Annotated in this window: 14 protein-coding genes; 7 read left to right on the top strand and 7 right to left on the bottom strand. The window is 60.2% G+C overall.

Annotation, left to right across the window (positions count from 1 at the left end):
- Positions 1–19: 19 nt before the first annotated feature.
- A complete protein-coding gene (locus tag K0U62_10380; GenBank protein ID MCH9801916.1) occupies positions 20–889 on the bottom strand; it encodes a universal stress protein in 870 nt (289 codons plus the stop codon).
- A gap of 162 nt (positions 890–1,051) precedes the next feature.
- Here K0U62_10380 and K0U62_10385 point away from each other — a divergent pair, with 162 nt between their 5' ends.
- Positions 1,052–1,927, top strand: coding sequence for a universal stress protein (locus K0U62_10385; GenBank protein MCH9801917.1), 876 nt, complete (start codon positions 1,052–1,054; stop codon positions 1,925–1,927).
- A 101-nt stretch (positions 1,928–2,028) separates the two neighbouring features.
- On the opposite strand, the gene glpK is transcribed toward K0U62_10385, so the two are convergent.
- Entirely contained in the window at positions 2,029–3,513 is a 1,485-nt protein-coding gene (glpK, locus tag K0U62_10390; protein MCH9801918.1) for a glycerol kinase GlpK, read from the bottom strand.
- Between the two features lie 136 nt (positions 3,514–3,649).
- Here glpK and K0U62_10395 point away from each other — a divergent pair, with 136 nt between their 5' ends.
- Both K0U62_10395 and K0U62_10400 read left to right on the top strand, forming a co-directional pair.
- On the top strand, positions 3,650–4,423 hold the full coding sequence (locus tag K0U62_10395; GenBank protein MCH9801919.1) for a DUF429 domain-containing protein: 774 nt from the start codon (positions 3,650–3,652) through the stop codon (positions 4,421–4,423).
- 75 nt (positions 4,424–4,498) lie between these two features.
- Positions 4,499–5,644, top strand: coding sequence for a hypothetical protein (locus K0U62_10400; GenBank protein MCH9801920.1), 1,146 nt, complete (start codon positions 4,499–4,501; stop codon positions 5,642–5,644).
- Between the two features lie 5 nt (positions 5,645–5,649).
- Here K0U62_10400 and K0U62_10405 read toward each other — a convergent pair whose 3' ends face one another.
- From K0U62_10405 to K0U62_10425, 5 genes are all read right to left on the bottom strand, one after another.
- Positions 5,650–7,257 (bottom strand): alpha/beta hydrolase, encoded by a 1,608-nt coding sequence (locus tag K0U62_10405; protein MCH9801921.1) that lies wholly within the window; start codon positions 7,255–7,257, stop codon positions 5,650–5,652.
- Positions 7,258–7,308: 51 nt separating this feature from the next.
- On the bottom strand, positions 7,309–9,009 hold the full coding sequence (locus tag K0U62_10410) for a response regulator (GenBank protein MCH9801922.1): 1,701 nt from the start codon (positions 9,007–9,009) through the stop codon (positions 7,309–7,311).
- Positions 8,996–9,541 carry a heme NO-binding domain-containing protein gene (locus K0U62_10415; protein ID MCH9801923.1) on the bottom strand — a complete coding sequence of 182 codons (546 nt, stop codon included), beginning with the start codon at positions 9,539–9,541 and terminating at the stop codon, positions 8,996–8,998. The genes K0U62_10410 and K0U62_10415 overlap by 14 nt, the downstream gene beginning before the upstream one ends.
- 252 nt (positions 9,542–9,793) lie before the next feature.
- A complete protein-coding gene (locus K0U62_10420) occupies positions 9,794–10,132 on the bottom strand; it encodes a P-II family nitrogen regulator (GenBank protein MCH9801924.1) in 339 nt (112 codons plus the stop codon).
- Positions 10,129–11,451, bottom strand: a complete 1,323-nt coding sequence (locus tag K0U62_10425) for an ammonium transporter (GenBank protein ID MCH9801925.1) — start codon at positions 11,449–11,451, stop codon at positions 10,129–10,131. Before K0U62_10425 ends, K0U62_10420 begins: the two co-directional genes overlap by 4 nt.
- Positions 11,452–11,589: 138 nt before the next feature.
- On the opposite strand from K0U62_10425, the gene K0U62_10430 reads away from it, so the two are divergent.
- From K0U62_10430 to K0U62_10445, 4 genes are all read left to right on the top strand, one after another.
- Positions 11,590–13,077 carry a cryptochrome/photolyase family protein gene (locus K0U62_10430; protein MCH9801926.1) on the top strand — a complete coding sequence of 496 codons (1,488 nt, stop codon included), beginning with the start codon at positions 11,590–11,592 and terminating at the stop codon, positions 13,075–13,077.
- A gap of 63 nt (positions 13,078–13,140) precedes the next feature.
- Positions 13,141–13,566: an SRPBCC family protein gene (locus tag K0U62_10435; GenBank protein ID MCH9801927.1), complete on the top strand. Its 426-nt coding sequence runs from the start codon at positions 13,141–13,143 to the stop codon at positions 13,564–13,566.
- Positions 13,567–13,682: 116 nt separating this feature from the next.
- The gene (locus K0U62_10440; protein ID MCH9801928.1) at positions 13,683–14,840 is read left to right on the top strand and encodes an acyl-CoA dehydrogenase family protein; all 1,158 of its coding nucleotides are present in this window, start codon (positions 13,683–13,685) and stop codon (positions 14,838–14,840) included.
- A 122-nt stretch (positions 14,841–14,962) separates the two neighbouring features.
- Positions 14,963–19,312, top strand: a complete 4,350-nt coding sequence (locus K0U62_10445; protein MCH9801929.1) for a hypothetical protein — start codon at positions 14,963–14,965, stop codon at positions 19,310–19,312.

Here is a 19,312-nt window from a genome sequence, read left to right on the forward strand (position 1 = left end):
AGTCGGACTCGACAGCGAGTCAGCGGACGATGGCCACCGTGGCATGGGCGTGATGAGCGACACCATGACTGACCGATCCCAGCAACAACCCCAAGAAACCACCCCTACCGCGCGAACCCACTACGACCAGGGATGCGGACTCTGACGCCTCGACCAGTAGCTGTACCGGGTTGCCCTGTTGGTCGTCGAGCTGAATCTGCAGGTCGGGGTACCGCTCGTGCAGGCCCGACAGGGATTCGGCTACCGATCGGTAGTCACTCTCGCGTAGCTCCTGCAGCATTTCGGGGGAGGAAAAAGTGGGTACGCCGGTGATGACTCCCACCGGTGGTAGATCCCAGCCATGCAGGACTCGCAGCGTTCCACCGATTCGGTCTGCTTCAGCGGCCGCGAACTGCAAGGCCGATGTCGAGGCGTCCGAGCCATCGGCACCCACCACTACTTCCCGACTCGCTGGGTCGACAGAACGGCGCACCACCACTGTCGTACAGCGAGCATGACTAGCTACTTGCCGAGAGACGCTGCCGAGCAATAGTGAGGTGAAAGTTCCTCGGCCACGCGAACCGACCACCAGCATGTCGGCGTGTTGGGAGGACTCCACCAGCGCTCGAGCGGGACTCTCCCCAATCACATCACCGGTTGCGGCCAGCCCACGATCCTTAGCGATCTGCAGGGCACGCTCCATCAATTCATTGCCTAGATCCCGTTCCGCATCCAGCAGGGCCGGGTCCGCAGAGAGTTGTTCATTGCTGGTGAGATCCAGCGGTGGCAGCGCCCAAGCCACGACAATTCGCAAGTGCGCGCCGGAGTGTTGGACATGCCGGATCGCCCACTCCAACGCGTCGACAGATTCCGACGAGCCATCAAATCCGACAAGGACCGTTCCCGACATTTCGACCTCCCGGCGCAGCCGTTCCTAGTTCCCGCCACCAGCCTACTGTTATCCACCGTTGCAGTTGGGTAGGGCCGGTCACAGGAGTATCCTGAAAGAGAAGGGTGCAAGGCACCCGGCGGTGGAGTTGAGGTGCAGCCTTGTCCCGGTGGGAGGTGCATCATGTCAAGCCAAGTTGTTCTGGGATATGACCAGTCGCCGATTTCCGATCTAGCTCTGGAATGGGCGGTAGGAGCTGCAGTTGAGCGCGGCGAGCCGTTGCGGGTCGTCGTGTGCTGGCAGGTCCCTGCGATGTTCGTCGGTACCAGTGTTGGGGTCGGCGTCGCGCCTGAGTCCGTCACCGGAATGGAAGCAGAGGCAGCCGGAGTGCTGGCCGAGGCGCAGGCCAAGGCGTCGGGGATGGCGCTCGATCTCGAGGTTCACGGTGAGATTGTCGTCGGTAGTCCAGCGGCTACGTTGGTGGAGCAGTCGCGGCAGGCGTCGCTGGTGGTCGTGGGTTCACATGGCCGCGGTGGCTTCTCCGGTCTTTTGCTGGGAAGTGTGTCCCGCGAAGTCGCTACCCACGCGTCCTGCCCGGTCGCGGTGGTTCGTGAGCCAGCCACACCGGGGGCCAAAGAAATTGTGGTAGGTGTCGATGGCTCTGACCACGCGCTGCGGGCGTTGGACTTCGCCTTCGACTATGCCAGCCGCAAGTTTCTGCGGGTGCGGGTGCTACATGCCTGGGAGGTGCCACCATTAGCAGCGCTATCTTCCAGCCCCGAACTGACCGCGCACCAGTTGCTGCACGATCTAAAGGCGGCGGAAGCTCGGGCTACCGCGGAGGTGGTGGCGGGCCATTCAGACCGCTACCCCGATGTGGACGTGGTCGAGGAGATCGTCCACGGATCCACCATTGGCCAGTTGGTCACCGCCTCGGAGACTGCGGCAGCGGTTGTGGTCGGGTCGCGTGGCCGGGGTGGTTTCCTCGGACTGTTGCTCGGCTCAACCAGCCACGGGGTACTGCATTACGCCAAGTGCCCAGTAGTCGTTGTCCACTGAGCGAGTTCGCACCGCACTGCGCACCTCCGGAGTGATCGGATAACTGCTCGCTAGCGACAGGCGGCGGCGTCCCGTTAGGGCGTTGCCGCCAGTCGGATCAGTTAACTCTTCACCCATCCCAGGGTGCGCTCGACCGCTTCTTTCCACCTGCTGAACAGCGCTTCACGTTCCTTCTCCGACATCTTGGGCTTCCAGCGCTTGCCCTCTGCCCAGTTCTTGTGAATATCGTCTTCGCTCTTCCAGAAGCCGACGGCCAAGCCAGCCGCGTAGGCAGCCCCAAGCGCGGTGGTTTCGATGACTTCAGGACGGACGACATTCACACCGAGAATGTCGCTTTGGAATTGCATCAACATTTCGTTGACCACCATCCCGCCATCCACCTTGAGGCTGACTAAGTCGACTCCGGAATCAGCCTGCATCGCTTCGATTACTTCTCGCGACTGGTAGGCGGCCGCTTCCAATGCCGCCCGGGCGATGTGGCCGCGATTGATGAACCTGGTCAACCCGACGATCACCCCACGAGCATCACTGCGCCAGTAGGGGGCGTAGAGACCGGAAAAGGCGGGGACGAAGTAGCAGTCACCATTGTCAGGAACGCTCATGGCGAGTTCTTCTACCTCGGGGGCACTTTCGATGATTTCCAAGTTGTCCCGCAGCCACTGGATCAAACTGCCCGTCATGGCGATGGAGCCTTCCAGCGCAAACACCGTGTCCTGCTGACCTATCTTGTAGCAGACCGTGGTGAGCAAGCCGTTCTCGCTGATGACTCGTTCGGTGCCGGTGTTGAGCAGGATGAAACTGCCAGTCCCGTAGGTGTTCTTCGCTTCGCCGGGGGTGAGGCAGGCTTGCCCGAAGGTAGCGGCTTGCTGATCTCCCAGGATTCCGGCGATTGGTACACCTGCCATGGACGCAGGTGATTTCACCTTCCCGTAGACCTCAGAAGAGGACTTGATCTCAGGGAGCATCGACATGGGAACTCCGATGGCATCGCAGAGGTTTTCGTCCCACTGCAGCGTCTCCAGATCCATGAGCAAGGTACGGCTCGCGTTGGTGGGATCGGTGATGTGGGCCCCTTCGGTGAGGTTCCAGATCAGCCAGCTGTCGATGGTGCCGGCAATCAAATCGCCCGCTTCGGCGCGAACTCTGGCGCCGGGCACGTTGTCCAGAATCCAACGAATCTTTGGACCGCAGAAGTAGGTCGCGAGCGGCAAACCGGTCTGCGCCCGGAACCGATCCGGATCGCCGAGTTCGTCAATAATGCCTTTGGTGCGAGTGTCCTGCCAAACGATGGCGTTGTAGACCGGTTGACCACTTTGCCGGTCCCACACAATAGTTGTCTCGCGCTGTTGTGTGATCCCAATCGCCTCAACGTCCTTCACTGGAATCGCGGCTTCGGCTAACGCCGCACCCATCACTTTGCGGGTGTTACTCCAAATCTCCATCGGATCGTGTTCCACCCAGCCTGCCTGCGGAAAAATCTGCCGGTGCTCCACCTGGCTGCTGGCAATCGGCTTTCCGTCATGTCCAAACAAGATTGCTCGAGTTGATGTCGTGCCTTGATCCAAAGACATCACACATTTCGCCATAGTCGCTCAGCTCCTAGACCAGAAAGTTCGGCTGTCGAGTTCCGACTTCGACCGTAGCGATCCGAACCGGTTGAAGCATCTGCTTCGCTCACTTCGGCAGCGATGCGGCGTCCGCCCTGCGATGCCACAGTGGGGTATGCAGGTAATGGGCGTCGACTTGGCCGCGGCTGACAACAATACGGCGCTGGCAGTGCTGGAGCGGGTGGATAGTCGCTGGCGCCTCTGCAGCTTGAGCAGCCCGGTGACGGATGAACAGATCCTCGCTGTCATTAGCGCACTGCCAGTAGGCAGTCGAATCGGTTTCGATTGCCCCTTAGGTTGGCCCGCCTCGTTTGTTGATTTCATTGCCGACCACAGCACTTTGGCGCAGCGCCCGGTCCCGGCGAAAGCAGACTTGCTGAAACGTTGCACTGATCGACGCGTGGCGGAACTAGTAGCAGAGCAGACCAACCCCCCGATCCGGCTGACGCCGCTGAGTGTGTCCTCTGATCGGATTGCGGTGCCAGCCTGGCGAATGGCCCACTTGGAAAGGCAGTTGCTGGCTGGTGCAGCCCCTGATCGCTCCGGAACTGGTCTGATCGCAGAAGTGTATCCGGCTGCTGCGCTGGCAATGTGGCAGTTACCCCATCGGGGTTACAAAGGTCGGGATGGCCGAGCAGTACGGGAAAAAATCCTGGCTGGGATCACTCAACGGGCGGGCGACCTGCTGGGCTTCGGCGACTACGGTGAACAGTTGTTGGCCAGCGATCACTGTCTGGATGCGCTCCTCAGTGCGTTGGTCACCGTGGCGATTGCCGTGGATCAGTTGGCTGCCGACTCGATTCCACGCGGGAGTAATGAGCAAGAACTGGCGATGACCGAGGGGTGGATCCAGCTACCGGCTCCGGATCTAACTGCCGTATTGGGCTGAGCGGCGACCGGCAGCACGCCAGGGGCTTGCTCCGCAAGATCACTCCAGTGGTTTGCTCCGCAAGATCGTCGCCAGATGGCTAGCGTAGGGGACGTGAACGCTAAGCGGCTTGTCGTGATGTTGCTCGCTGCCGTTGGCGGGTTCATCTCCGCGGCGCTGATCTACATTGCGCTGACCAAATCGGTTGATTGGGTCTGGCATGACAAGGGTGATGGGTCGCTGTGGGGGGAAGCAGGACCGCCGATCTGGTTCGCCATCCTGATTCCCGTGGTTGCTGGCGTTGTGGTGCACGTGCTGCAGACCAGAGGTGCGCTGTCGCCAGGCCCGCTGGAGGGTCTGGCTCTGGAGATGATTTCCCCGCGGCATTACTTGTGGTTTCTGGGCGCGATCGTAGCCACGATGCTTGGTGGGCTAGCGCTGGGGCCAGAGAACGCGGTGCTGGTCACCGCTGGCTTCGTCTCAGCGTTGGCTGGTTCCCGGCTCACTGGCGACCAAGATCGGATCGTGAAGTGGACTGGATTCTGGGCACTGGCCGGTCTGTTCTTTGGGGCGTACTTGCTAGGCGGGATTTCGGTGGCTGGCGGGGCGGAGTTTTCCGCCCAGACGGTCTTGATCGGTCTCGTAGCAGCCGCGTTAACAGCCATTATCTTGCTGGTGGTTCGCTGGGCGGCAGTAAGAATCTTAGGTATCTCGGGCGGGCGACCGCTGTTGTGGCTCATCGTGACGGCCGGCGCGATGGCGGGTGGTATCGCAGTGATTTATCACCTGATCACTGGCGAGACGGTGTCGCTCGCTTTGACCAGCGGCGAGCAGATGGTTGGCGAACTGCTGGCGCTCGGATCATTGGGTGCGATAGCCCTCGCTACCTTGGCGAAATCTCTGGTCTACATCATCACGTTGAGCACTGGCTTCCGTGGTGGCGAGTACTTCCCCGCGATTTTCATCGGGGCCGGTTCCGGCGGCATCGCGGCCGATCTGTTGGGTGGCTCGCTGCTAGTCGGGGCGGTAGCAGGCATCTCAGCTGGGGTCGCCTACCTCGCTCATCCGCCGTGGTGGGGGGCGGTAATCCTAGGCCTCGCACTGGGCTTCCTATTCGGCGGTTGGGCAGCGGTACCCATCTCTATCGCTGCGGCACTGATTGGCTCGGTCGTGCCTCGTGTCGACCCCCCACAACAAGACAAACTGCCCGCGACGCAGACGAGTCCACCTGCGTCGGGCTAGCAGTTTCAGCCGCCGAAGCGCTCGACAAGAGCAGTGGTGTCCGGCGAAGTCCATCTTGGTGGTGGCAAGACCCTAGCCCATCCGGCCGCTTCGGTATAGCCGTAGACGTGACCGAAGCCCGCGGGAACACTTTGGCTGTCGATCATGTCGCCGCTGACGCCGACAAAGGTGATCAGCGGCCACCACGACAACTGCGCTAGCACGCCCGGTCCGCGAGGTTCGGTCAACCAGTCCGGCTGCGACCACAGCAGTTCCGGCGCCCACCACACCACCGGATCGGAAGCGTTCTGCAAGTAAGCGATTCGGGGTGAAGACCATGTGGTCGCAGGTTCATCGAGTGCGGTGGGCGTATTGGCCCAGCGCAGATTTCGTCCGTCGTCGTAGACCGGTTGAATCTCAGGAGAGTTCGGTTCTCGTTCGTTGGTGTAGCGGCTCCAAAACGGTGTGCCGTTGGGTGGACCAGCAAGTAGCGCGCCATCCACTTCGGCGGTCAGTTGATCCAGATCGGAAAAGGGTGCGGTGGCACCAAAAGCCCCCAGGCTCTCACCGAAGATCACGAGTTGCGGCCGATCGTCGACCGGCAACGTCGACCAGAAGTCATGGACGGTTCGGAATAGCGCTATCGCCTCGTCTTGTGCGGCTTGCTGATCCAGCAGGAAGGACAAGAAGCTGGGCAGGATGGAGTACTGGGTCGCGACGGTGGCGGTGTCGCCGTTGTACATGTACTCCAACGGCTGCACGGCGCTCTCGTCCACAGTTCCGGTTCCGGTGCTGGTGCCGACGGCCAGTACATCCCGATCAAAGGCGCCGAATCGCTGCAGTTCAGCCAGCGCCAACTCTGCACGTTGTTGCGGGGTTGGCGCGCTTTCAAATCCCACGAAGACGCGAATGGGCGGAATCGCAGCAGCGTCACTGAAGTCTGCAATCTGACCGGGGGTGGGAGCGTTGCTCACGAACTGCCGACCATCGGCACCCAGGTTCTCCCAGGTGACCGCCGAGTCAGACCCACCGGAAACTACAGCACTGGTCGGTGGCGGTTCATCAGTACCGACCGCGTTCATCTGTTGGAAGAGTGGGTTGAATGCGGCGACTATGCCGGTCAGGGCCCATCCGGTGACAAGAGGGACGAGCAGCAACATCACGACTGCCACAGTGATCCAATGAGCCACGACGGGGTTTGCCTTGGTTGCCAGCCATCGGTCTAATCCCAAGAACAGTCGACGGATGCCACGACCGATCAGGAGCAACAGCAGCGATAGCAATACTGCAACCAGCGCAGTCACCAACATCCAGGACAGGTCAGGTGACTCGATGCCGACGAGTTGCGTCAGTTCCTGTTGCCAATAAAGACCCAACCACAACCATGCCACCAGCCATAGCAGCGCGACGACGATGCCGATCCGACGTGTGATCACGCGAGCTCGCCAGTCGGGTTGTCGTCTCAATCGTCGGATCAGCCAGCCCAGTCCGGCACCACCTGCGTAGCCCAACGCAGCCATTAGTGCCAGCAACAGTCCCTGGATCACGGCTGTGCGAGGAACAAGCGACGGCATGGTTGACAGCGGTGCAAGCAGACTGGCGACTGTAGCTCCGGCAAAAGACAAAGGGCGCATCAGATCATTGTCCAGTCACTCGCAGCAGGCGCTGACGGTGGTCGTCACAATCTACTGAGCCACGAATCTCTTGACGACGTCGGCGAGATCAGCTCGAGTGAACGGCTTGGAAATGAAATCGTCCATGCCGGCGAGTTGACTGCGCAGTCGATCGGCGTCACTGGTGAGCGCCGTCAAGGCAATGATGGGAAGCGCGGCCGCTACGAAGCCAGCCTGACCAGCTCTGATTGCCCGAGTAGTTTCGTAGCCATCGAGCCGCGGCATACCGACATCCATGAGTACGAGTGCGTATTCGGTCGATCGGTTTAGCATGTCCAGCGCCTCCAGCCCGTCGGCGGCGGTGTCCACCTCAAATCCTAGCGAGCGAACAATCCCGCTGCCCAGATGACGGGCTACATCGGTGTCATCGACGAGGAGCGCCCGATTTCCCGTTCCCTGACGAGGCGGGGTGGACGGGGTTGCTGGGATTCGAGTAATGACGCCGTATTTGCCGCCACTGACGGACTCGCTGACAGATCCACCCGCTGCGGACACGATCTGTGACACCAAGGTGTGGCTACTGACTCGGTCGGCTTCAGTTGCGGTGACGGAGATGTTGAGGTTGCCGCCGGACAAACTCAGGATCACCCGAACGGGTCCTGAGGTGTTAGCCAACACCAAGGCCACCGAAGCCTCGAATCCGGCTACCACGGCGGATAGATCAAAGAGCAGTTCCTGTTCGGCGCTTACATCTGTCGTCAACATGATCTCGCGTTGGGAGGTCGCGAGCAGCTGCGAAAACTCTTGCAGCGAAGGTTCCAGTACTCGGGCTGGTTCGGCTTCGACTGCCACCACCTCTCCGGTGGTGTAGTCCATCAGGTCCATCAGGTCGTTGATGCGGGATGTCAGCCGATTTGTTGAGTCGGAGATGATTGCGCAGAGCGATTCCAGTTCAGAGCTCTTGTTAGCTGGTGCGGAATCAACGGCATTCCGGATGGCGTGCAACGGCGTCAGCAACTCGTGACTCAAGGTAGCCTGCAGCGACTCCCGGGAGCGTGCTGCCTCATGTGCTCGGCTTCGGGCTCGGAGCAAGTCTTGGGTACGTTCCTCGACTTGGGCCGCTAAGCGACGTTGCGTTGACTCTCGGTCTTTCGCTCGGTTCTCCCGGTCGATGACGGCACCCAACTGTTGGCCCATCATCCCGGCACGATCCGGGTAACTGTCATCTGGTTCGGATGCCGTGGGTGCGAGTAGGACGATACTGCCCATCACGCCATCTGCAGTGAGCAGTGGAAAGCCAGCCGCTGATCCCTCGTCCAGTTCTTCCCCGTCGACGGCGAGTTCCTCCTTGCTTAGATCTGATATCCACAGCGAATCGGCCAGCGCTAGCGAGGCGATGCCCGCTCGTTTGCTCTTGCCGGTCTGGTGCGCCGCAGTTCCCATGTTGGGGAGGCGGTCCGGATTGCCCACCCGATAGACAGCCTGCAGCTGAGGATCACCCTCCCCTTCCTCGACGTGCTGCAGCATGAACGCCACGCCGACATCCCAGGGTCCTAAATGCACCAGAATTGGCAATACCTCTCGCAGCGCATCGGAGGTGCTGTGGGCTTGGTTGGCAACGGCCGCGACTTGAGCGAGCAGATTCAAGTTGCGGTTGGAAAGATATAGCGAGCGAAGCGTTTTTTCGGCAATCTCTTCAGCCGCTTGCCGAGCTCGACGTTCTCTGTCTAGGCGGCGCCGCAACAGTTGGTCATTATCGTCAGGCGTGGTCATGCCACTCGATTCGGAGCATGCAACTGGAATCGCCGTTGTGCTGACATTTCGGTTGTGAGATGGAAATCGTCTCACCGAAGTAGTCAGCACAGCCGAACGTCAGTCCCTCAGCCAGGAAGCAGAGTTGTCGTTGGGATACGTATTCGATGTCCAGCGCACCGGTGCCACTGTCGTGCTGCTGAAATACTGGCACATCCGCTCCCGGGTAAAGTTTGCGAACTTCTGGGTGGATGACTTCGTTCAGTGACAGGACAAAATTCCGCGCCGAAGTGTGACCGGTAGCCATCTCCGGATAGCGCTGCATCAGCCAGGGAAAGCCGCGGCGTCCGACGAATCGGACGACATCCGCTGGGGGTAAATCGAGTTTTTCCGAGGCCGCTGTCACGATTGCACTCAACTCATCGACCGAGTAGTCCCCGAGGGCGGTATAGGCGCCGTCCAGTTCCGCGGCAGCGAGTAGTTCATCCCAGACGTCGGCACCAAACTCGTCCGCGACGGTGTGTTCAACGACGTTGAAGATGATCCCTTTCACGAGACTCCCGATCGCTGGTCAGCAGCGGGATTACTGCTGTGGGTCTACGTTATTGCCATCCGGTGTCGTAGTCACCCATCTGGCTTCACTAACCGAAAATGGGGGATCGCTGATGGTGACTGACTGCAACTGCGGACTACTCGGCATGGTGGGTATGGCCGTTGGCGAGTGCCTCGCCGATGCCGTCTCCGACGCCGACACTGTCGTCGGCGGATTCCAGTCGGCCGACGCGCCCGCTAGCAGCTTGTCGTGCTAAAGCGCTTCGTCGCCACGCTCACCGGTACGAACTCGTACCACGGTGTCGACTGGGGTCACCCAGACCTTGCCGTCGCCGATCTTCTCAGTGCGAGCGGCCTGCACGAGTGCGCGCACGAGATCGTCGGCATCTTCATCCTCAGCGAGAACCTCGAGTTTCACCTTGGGTACGAGGTTCACGACGTATTCAGCGCCTCGATAGACCTCGACGTGGCCGCCTTGCCGACCAAAGCCGCTGCACTCGGACACGGTCATACCGTTAACGCCGAGTTGTTCCAAGGCGGACTTCACGTCCTCTAACTTGAACGGTCGAATGATCGCCGTAATCAGTTTCATCGCTGCTGCTCCTCTGCGCCGGGGGTGTCGGGATGTTCCTGCTGGTAGTGGCTGAGCCCACTTTGACCCACGCCAGCAAAAGCGCCGGACGTGGTGTCGGTGAGCTCGTAGCCGGACTCCGCATGCTGATCGAGATCGATTCCACTGATCTCCACGTCGGGATCAACTCGAAAGCCGATCACCTTGTCCACCACCATGGCGATGAGCCAGGTGACGATGAAAACGTAGGCTATCGTCGCGAAGGAGGCGATCAGTTGCTTGTTCAGCAGCTCGAAGCCGCCACCTGCGAACAGCCCGTTGCCGCCGTCGGCATTGACTGCAGTGGTGGCAACTAGGCCGATGCCGATCATGCCGACCAGGCCACCGATGCCGTGGACACCCAGGACATCAAGGGAGTCGTCGTAGCCGAGTTTGTACTTCCATCCGACCGCCCAGGCGCAGATGGCACCAGCAGCAAGTCCGATGAGTAGGGCACCCATGGGATTGACGAAGCCACAGCTGGGGGTAATCGCTACTGCGCCAGAGATGGCACCGGACGCGATGCCCAACGTGGTGGGCTTGCCGTCACGAATCTTCTCCACCAAGACCCAGGCCAGCGCCGCAGCGGCGGTACACACCTGCGTATTGATCATTGCGGTGGCGGCCAAGTCACCAGCCGACAGCGCGGAACCGGCGTTGAAGCCGAACCAGCCGAACCACAGCATGCCGGCACCGAGTAGTACCAACGGCAGGTTGTGTGGCCGCATCGGGTCCCGACGCCAGCCAATCCGTTGTCCGACCACAATGGCCAGCGCCAGTGCGGAGAAACCGGAGTTGATCTCCACGACCGTTCCCCCGGCGAAGTCCAATGCCCCCAGTTGACTGCCGATCCAGCCGCCGCCCCAAGTCCAATGGGCCAGCGGGATGTAGACGAAGGTGGTCCACAAAACGATCACTGCGATCCAGGCAATGGTGCGGATTCGATCAGCCACCGCACCAGCGAGCAAGGCGCAGGTGATGATGCCGAAGGTCATCTGGAACATCACAAACGCGAGCGTCGGGATGGTGCCCTCTACTTCGCCCACGGTGTTGGCCATGCCGACGAAGTCGAAGTTACCGATCAGCCCCCCTGAATCGGGACCAAACGCCAAGGAGTACCCGTAGAGCACCCAAATGATGCTGACCAAGCCCAGCGCCAAGAAGCACATCATCATCATGTTGAGCACACTCTTGACGCGCACCATGCCGCCGTAGAACATCGCCAGCCCTGGTGTCATCAGCATGACGAGTGCAGCACTAATAAGAACCCAGGCGGTATCACCCGAATTGATTTCCTCCATTGGGACCCTCCAGATCGAGCGTCACTTTAGCCCGGCCGGTTGCCGTAAATACGGTTGGGGTGTCCGAATGAGGTACGGATCTCAGGTTGCCGGTGTCGGCGAAGTGCTCCGCGCGGCGATTCCCGCAACAATGCCTGTGTGTCGGCATCAACCTTGTGGCTCTTCGGGGATCAGTTGGGGGACCACTTCCTACCCGACGATCCGGGGCAAGAGATCGTCATCATCGAATCAGCTGCCGTATTTCGGCGCCGTCGCTATCACCGGGCCAAAGCCCAGTTGATCCTCAGCGCCATGCGCCACCGAGCGGTGGAACTTGGCGATCGGGTTCGTTACATCCGCGCCGACACCTATCAAGATGGCCTCGCCCAAGTGTCTGGTCCGATTCAAGTGCGTCACCCCACCTCATGGGCCGCACTGCGACTGGTGCAAAAGTTGAGCGATCGGGTGGAGGTAATGCCCGCTGCCGGGTTCGTTGCAACCCAGCAAGAGTTTCAAGAGTGGGCAGCAGGTCGCGGTAAGAAAAGACTGCTGATGGAGGACTTCTACCGCACGGCTCGGCGGCGGACTGGACTGCTAATGGATGGCGACCAACCAGTGGCAGGTCGATGGAATTTTGATGCCGATAATCGAGAGCCTCCGCCCAAAGGGGAGCAGCGGTTGGATTTGCCTGAACCAGCATGGCCAGTCGAAGACGATATCGATGACGAAGTACGCCACGACCTGCAGCAGTGGGAAGCGGCTGGGGTGTCCTTTGCGGGCACGGCAGGTCCGCGCAGGTTCGCCGCCACTGCCATTGAAGCCGAAGCAGTGCTCGCAGACTTCATCGAACATCGCCTAGGTCTGTTCGGCCGTTACGAAGACGCCATGATGGCTGACGACGACTGGATGGCGCACTCACTGTTGTCGGCACCGTTGAATCTGGGGCTATTGGATCCGCTGGCGGTGGCTCGACAAGTGGAAGCCGCCTATGTGTCGGGTGAGGCGCCGTTGGCGGCGGCGGAGGGATTTATCCGACAAGTCGTGGGTTGGCGGGATTACGTCTGGCATCTGTACTGGTATCTCGGCGAGGAGTACCGAGAGGGAAACTACTTCGGCGCCACGAAGGAGTTGCCGGACTGGTGGCAAGACTTGGATGCTGACTCCGTCGATGCGGCTTGTCTGTCCGACTCGTTGCGAAAGACCCGTGACTTTGGTTGGGCGCACCACATTGAGCGGCTGATGGTGCTGGGGAGTTGGGCACTTCAGCGTGGCTACGATCCGCTGGCGCTCAACGATTGGTTTCGGCGCAACTATGTCGATGGTTATGACTGGGTCATGGTTCCCAATGTGGTGGGCATGTCGCAGTACGCCGACGGCGGAGTCATGGCCACCAAGCCCTATACCTCGGGTGGGGCTTATATCAACCGGATGAGTAATCACTGTCGTGGTTGTCGCTATCGGCCTGGCAATCGACTGGGGGAGCAGGCGTGTCCCTTTACTGCTGGCTACTGGGATTTTCTGGCTCGCAATGCGGAAATTCTGGCGGGTAATGCTCGACTGAAACAGCCATTGGCCGGCTTGCGCCGATTGAGTGATCTGGTTGAGCTGCGTGAGCAAGAAGCTGCTCGCGGTGACGCTGCGCCGTAGCGAGATATTCGGCAAGATTTCGAATAGCAGGACACCGCACCAGCGGTGCGCTACTTTCTCGCCATGAGCGTTAAAGACTCCAAATCAGTAACTGTCAATGCATCAGCCGCGGACGTACTCGCCAAACTGGGGGACGTCGACAATCAGGACACCTGGTTCCCCGGCTGTATCGAGAGCGAAGTCCTCGAGACCGATGATCAGGGTCGCGTGAAGCGGGCCCGGCTCATCAACGATGCCAAGGTCACCAAGGACGAGTTCCAGCTCGACTACACCCACACCGACGACGGCATGGCGTGGACTCTCGTTGAGCCGACCAAGGTGCAAAAAAGCCAGGCCGGTTCCTGGACAGTCGTGGACAAGGGTGGCAAGTCCGAGTGCACGCTGGAACTGGAAATCGACACCAGCATGCCGCTGCCCGGCTTCATTCAGAAGAAGACGTTGAAAGACACCCTGAAGAACGCCACAAAGGCCCTCGGCGAACAGTTCTGAGTTAACTCACCATTCGGCTCGGCTGGGCCGATACTAGAGTTGCCCGATAGCCTGGTGGGGCCTGCCTGGGATAGTGGCGGGCCCTACCGGGAGGGTGACTGTTGACCAACCAGCCAATCGATCCTGCATCGCTTTACAACATTGACGCGGTGCTGTCCGAGCAAGAACGCCAAGCGCGGGAAGCAGCTCAGACATTCGTCTCCGAGTTCATCCGGCCAGACGTCGCCTCCTGGTATGACAGCGGTAACCCACCAGTACGAGACCTCGCCAAGCAACTTGGGTCGCGCGGCATATTGGGGATGCACCTCACCGGCTACGGTTGCGCCGGCGCTACTGCCACCGAATACGGACTCTCCTGTCTGGAGTTAGAAGCGGGTGACTCTGGAATCCGATCCCTGGTCAGCGTCCAGGGTTCACTGGCTATGCATGCTATTCACGCTTACGGTGCCGAAAGTTTGCGCCAACAGTGGCTGCCCGGTTTGGCCGCTGGCAATCTGATTGGGTCGTTTGCGCTGACAGAGCCTGACGTGGGGTCCAACCCGGCGGAGATGCGGACCGCCGCGCGACAGGACGGCAGCGACTGGGTGTTGACAGGCGAAAAAGCCTGGGTAACGAACGGACCAGTTGCCGACGTGATCGTCGTCTGGGCCAATAGTCCCGACGGCGTGCGGGGCTTCGCCGTCCCCGCTTCGACGACAGGAGTTGAACTCGTTGATGTTCCGGGGAAAATGTCGCTGCGGGCCTCCGCCACAGCGCACCTTCGCCTCACGAATGTGCGAGTGCCTGCGGACGCGCTGCTCGACGTTGTTGGGCTGCGTGGGCCGCTGTCGTGCCTGAATGAGGCGCGGTTCGGAATCGTCTTCGGTGCGCTAGGCGCGGCTCGGGATTGTCTGCAATCTGCGCTGGACTATTCACTCACCCGAAAACAGTTCGATAAGCCGATCGCCGGCTTTCAGTTGACCCAACAGAAGTTGGCCGACATGGCTGTAGCCCTGGGTAACGGCATGCTGCTGGCAGTGCACTTGGGGGGACTCAAGGAGCAGGGGGCGTTACGACCGCAGCAGATCAGCGCTGGCAAGTTGAACAGTGCCCGGACTGCCCTCGACATAGCGCGCAAGTCTCGAACCATTTTGGGAGCCAATGGCGTGACCGCAGCTCACCCGGTAATGCGCCATGCGAACAACTTGGAATCGGTGGTCACCTACGAGGGCACTGCGGAGATGCACACCCTCGTAGTGGGGCAGGCATTGACCGGAATTGCGGCATTTGAGTAGTTAGCCCGCCAGCGTGCGGGAAAAATGTGTGGTGGGAGTCACCGAAATTGTGTCCCCCGACCGTTTCTACGCCCTTACCATAGTCAAGTTGTGGCCTATGTGGTCGCAGGCAGGGGTGCGGCGTGGCAGGCACCCCGATTAGGGAGATGGGTATGGGTCGCTCTCGGCGCTGGACGCATGCCCTTGTAGCAATTGCGGTTGTTCTGCCGTCGATCGGAGTCGGCGCGTGGGCAGCGAATGCTGCAACCGGAACCGTCATCGGAGCGCCGGTGCTGCCGACTGCGCAAACAGCACAGACGCGGTCCGCAACACCCCAAAACGATCAGTTGATCATCGAGCGAGTTGGTAACGGGCCGCACGAGTGGGCCTATGTCATCGTCAATCCCACCCCTCACCCGCTGAAGGTCAACGCGACGATCAACTTTCGCCACGGCTTCGGGAACGGCGGAAGTTGTGGCTCGCGTACCGTTAATGCGACGGTCCCGGCGAATGGCCAATACAAATTGGACTTGAGCTGGGCGCCCGGTTGGTTTAGGAACTGCGCACCCAGCTACGGCAGGTCGTCGATAACGGTGACCGGCAATGGTTGGACGGTGACATTTCCACCGAGCAAGCCGAACCCGAACATCCCAACTTCGGTGCAAACCACGGTGCAAAACCAGGTGAAACGCAGTACACCAGCCGTAACCGTCATCAAAAAGGCCCAGAGTCAGACCAGCGACAAGTACGAGCCGGCAGCTGGGTGGCGGTTCACGGTTAATCCGCGTCCCACCAGCGGCAGTTACCGTTGGGTGGAGCCAAACAAGGGTGATGGTCCCGGGTCCAAGACGCGGCAAACTGGAGCTGCGGGGCAGACTCGATTCCAGTGGTCGCTCGATTCCCAGGTGACCTCGAATGTGTCGGTGTCGGAGCAAGTGAAGTCTGGCTACACCTTCTCCCGGGCGCAGTGCACCCGACGCGATAATGGCGTGCTGTCGAACGTGTCGCCGTTCCGTAATGGCACTGCGTCGTTCAACACTCGCACGCTGAACATCCCGGTCGGGCCCGACTCTGAGGTGACCTGCGAGTACTACAACAACTTCAACTATCAGCCGGGCATCAAGTTGACCAAGACCGCGGTGGACGATCCGGTTCGTGGCAATGCGTCTGGCTGGAATCAGATCTATCGGTTCACGGTCACCAACCCAGGTAATACGACGCTGTCAAACATCACCCTGTCGGATGCTCGGTGTACCCCGGGAACGCTAAAGCGCACCGGTGGCGACACCACCAACGACAACCTGCTGCAGACCGATGAAACCTGGACCTATACCTGCGCTCGGAAGATTCAGTACGCAACGTCGAATCAGAAGATTTCGGATACCAACCAAGCGGTAGTCCAAGGAGTCTCTCCAAATCGCAAGATTGTGGTCGACCGCGCGAACAAGACCGTTGACGTCAAGACACCGGCGCTGAGCTTGGTGAAGACTGCTGCGCTCCCTGACGGTAGCGCCATCGCCGACGGCCAGAAGGTGGCTGCCGGGACGATGATCACCTACGGATATGTCGCCACCAACGTGGGCAACGACACCATCCGCGATGTTCAAATCACTGACGACAAGTGCTCGCCGTTGAAGCGGACCGCCGGCAGCGGCAGTAGCCTGGCTCCTGGCGATAGTTGGACCTACACCTGCGACGCCCGGCTGCTACCGCCCAGTACCGAATCCAGCGTCACCAACGTGGCGACCGTGTCCGGCTTGTGGTCCAACCCCAACAACAAGACCCAGAACAACAGTCGAGTCACCGCCAGTGCGCGCAAGACCATCGGCGTCAACCGAGCTGCCATGATCACGGTGATCAAAGAGGTCAACCCGCTACCCGCGGCAGACCAGGACTTCGATTTCACGATCACCGGGAACGGTGCCGGGGTGGCCAGTGCTGATGCCGCCTTCACCCTGAACCCGGGCGCGACTCCGGCACAGTTCTCCCGGCAGATCTCTGTAACCCCCACACCAGGGAATAACGAATACGTCATCACAGAAGGGGCGCTACCGAGTGGCTGGACCTTCGATGAGGTGTTGTGTGACAAGACTGATGGAGTCGCGTACAACCAGCAGAGCGCGACGCTGTCCGACATAGCGATTGGCGACAATGTCACCTGCGTATTTACCAACCAGATTGAACCCAAACTCACGATCCGCAAGCAGGCGGTGGGCACTGACGGAAACCCGGACAACTCCTCGACCTTTACCTTCAGTCGAAACGGTGTTAGTGATTTCACCCTAAAGAATGGCGAATCCCAGGTGGTACAACCGGGGACCGAAAAGGTGAATGAAACTGCCACCAGCGTGGGCGACCCGAGTGACCACTGGAGCACTTCTATTTCTTGTACGGGAGTCGGCGCCGAACGAGTCACGGTAGATATGACAATCGCTGATCCCGAGGTAGACGGTTCCGGTTTGCTAGCGGGCGACGACGTTACCTGTCTGTTTGTGAATACCAGGAAGGACCCGCCGGAAGCCACGCTGACGATCACCAAGCACCTTGATCCGGTGGGAAGTGGCCCTGCCTTCGACTTTGAGCTCTCCGGCGGTCAATCCGAGTCCTTCTCACTGCAGCCAGATGCAACCGGTTCGGCATCGAAGACCGTGACGTTATCTCCGGCCAACGATCCAACGAAGTATGTGCTGAGCGAAACGGTGACTGCCGGATGGTCGCTCAAGGACAAGGGCATCGTCTGTAACGGTGCGACCGGGGTTCCTGGGCCTACCTACGATTTTTCGACGGCCACCGCGACCCTACACATCAATAGCGGCGACGCAGTCACCTGTCAGTTCACCAACCAAAAGAACGCCTCGCTAACTGTGGCGAAATCGGCTTCGTTTGATGCGGATGCGTCCATCCTGTTCCCGTTCGAGTGGAACGTGCCATCGCCGAAGTCCTTCTCGCTGGCCAATGGTGAGCTGGCGGGCGCACAGGTCGGTGTGGGCACCTATCAGGTACGGGAACAGTTGAGCTCTAGTTCCGTTCCGACGGATTGGTATCTAGCGGGTGATCCGGTGTGTACGGGGACTACTGCTACGCCCACTGCCCTCCCGTCACCGAATCCGGGGGTTGAGATTCAGATCGGCACCGGTGAAGATGCGCGGTGTGTGTTCACCAACTACTACGACTACCGACCGGCGATCCAGTTGGTGAAGACGGTCGATCAGCCGGTGATCCTGCAGGGCGGTTCGGCCACCTACACCTACGTAGTGACTAACACCGGCAACGAGAATATCGAGACCAGTGATCCGAACAGCATGGTCACCGACGACAAGTGTTCTTCGGTGACGCGGACCTCCGGCAGCGGCAACGTCCTGGCCAAGGGCCCGGATCTGGCGACGCCGGGGGAGTCGTGGACATTTACCTGTACTGCGACCGGCATCACCGACGACACCACCAACGTAGCCACCGCAACGATGACCGGGGTGACGAGTAAGAACACCGTGACCTCGACCGATAAGGCCTTCGTTGAGGTCCGCAAGCCGCAGGTGATCTTGACCAAACAGGCGAAGCGGACCTTGGTCTACACCGGCGCTGATGTGAAGTACGTCTACTGGTTGCAGAACAGCGGTCAGACCGACTTCGACGGTTCTGGCGCGAAACGCACCGAGTGGGTGGGGGACAACAAGTGCACGCCGCTGGCCTACAAGTCGGGTGACACTGGGAAGGATAAGACGCTGGCTGTCGGTGAGATTTGGAAGTTCACCTGTACCGACCAGATCGATCAGAAATTGACGAACCGGGCATCGGCGCAGCCAACGCCAGTTTTGGCGCAGACGCCAACGCCAACACCTGATCCCACCCAGACCACGACTCCTACTCCCAGCCCCACCCAGACCGGGACCCCCACGCCGTCGCCGACGCAAACTGGCACGCCGACCCCTACGCCGAGTCCCACCGGAACTCCGGTGAAGCCGGATAAGGTCAAGCAGACCGTGAAGGTCGTGAAGCGGGGCGGAATGACGGTGTCTAAGTCGGCATCTGCCGACAAGGTTCCCTCTGGCAGTTATGTCACCTACACCTACCGGGTGCGCAACACCGGAGATCTACCACTGGCCAAGGTCAAAGCATGGATCGCTGACGATAAGTGCGCCGAGATCTACTACGTCAGTGGAGACAGCAACAACAATAATCTGTTGGACGGCAAGCAGGCGGGCGGCAAGAGCAACGAGACCTGGGTGTTCGAGTGCACGTCTCGCCTCTACCAGACCACCACCAACAAGGTCACCGTCTACGGCCAGCCGAAGAACGGCCAGGGCAAGAAGGTCGGCCCGCCGGTGAGCAAGTCTGAGAAGAAAACTGTCACGGTGACCGGTTCCGGTGGTCAGACCCCCGCGACAACCGGTGGTTCGATCATGCTCGGGTTGCTGACCTCAATCGTGCTGATCGCCTCCGGAGCGACGTTGGTCTTGGTGGTGCGGGAACGTCGGTACCTGCGGGATTCCTAA

The organism is Actinomycetes bacterium (assembly GCA_022599915.1).
In the GTDB taxonomy this organism is placed as follows: domain Bacteria; phylum Actinomycetota; class Actinomycetes; order S36-B12.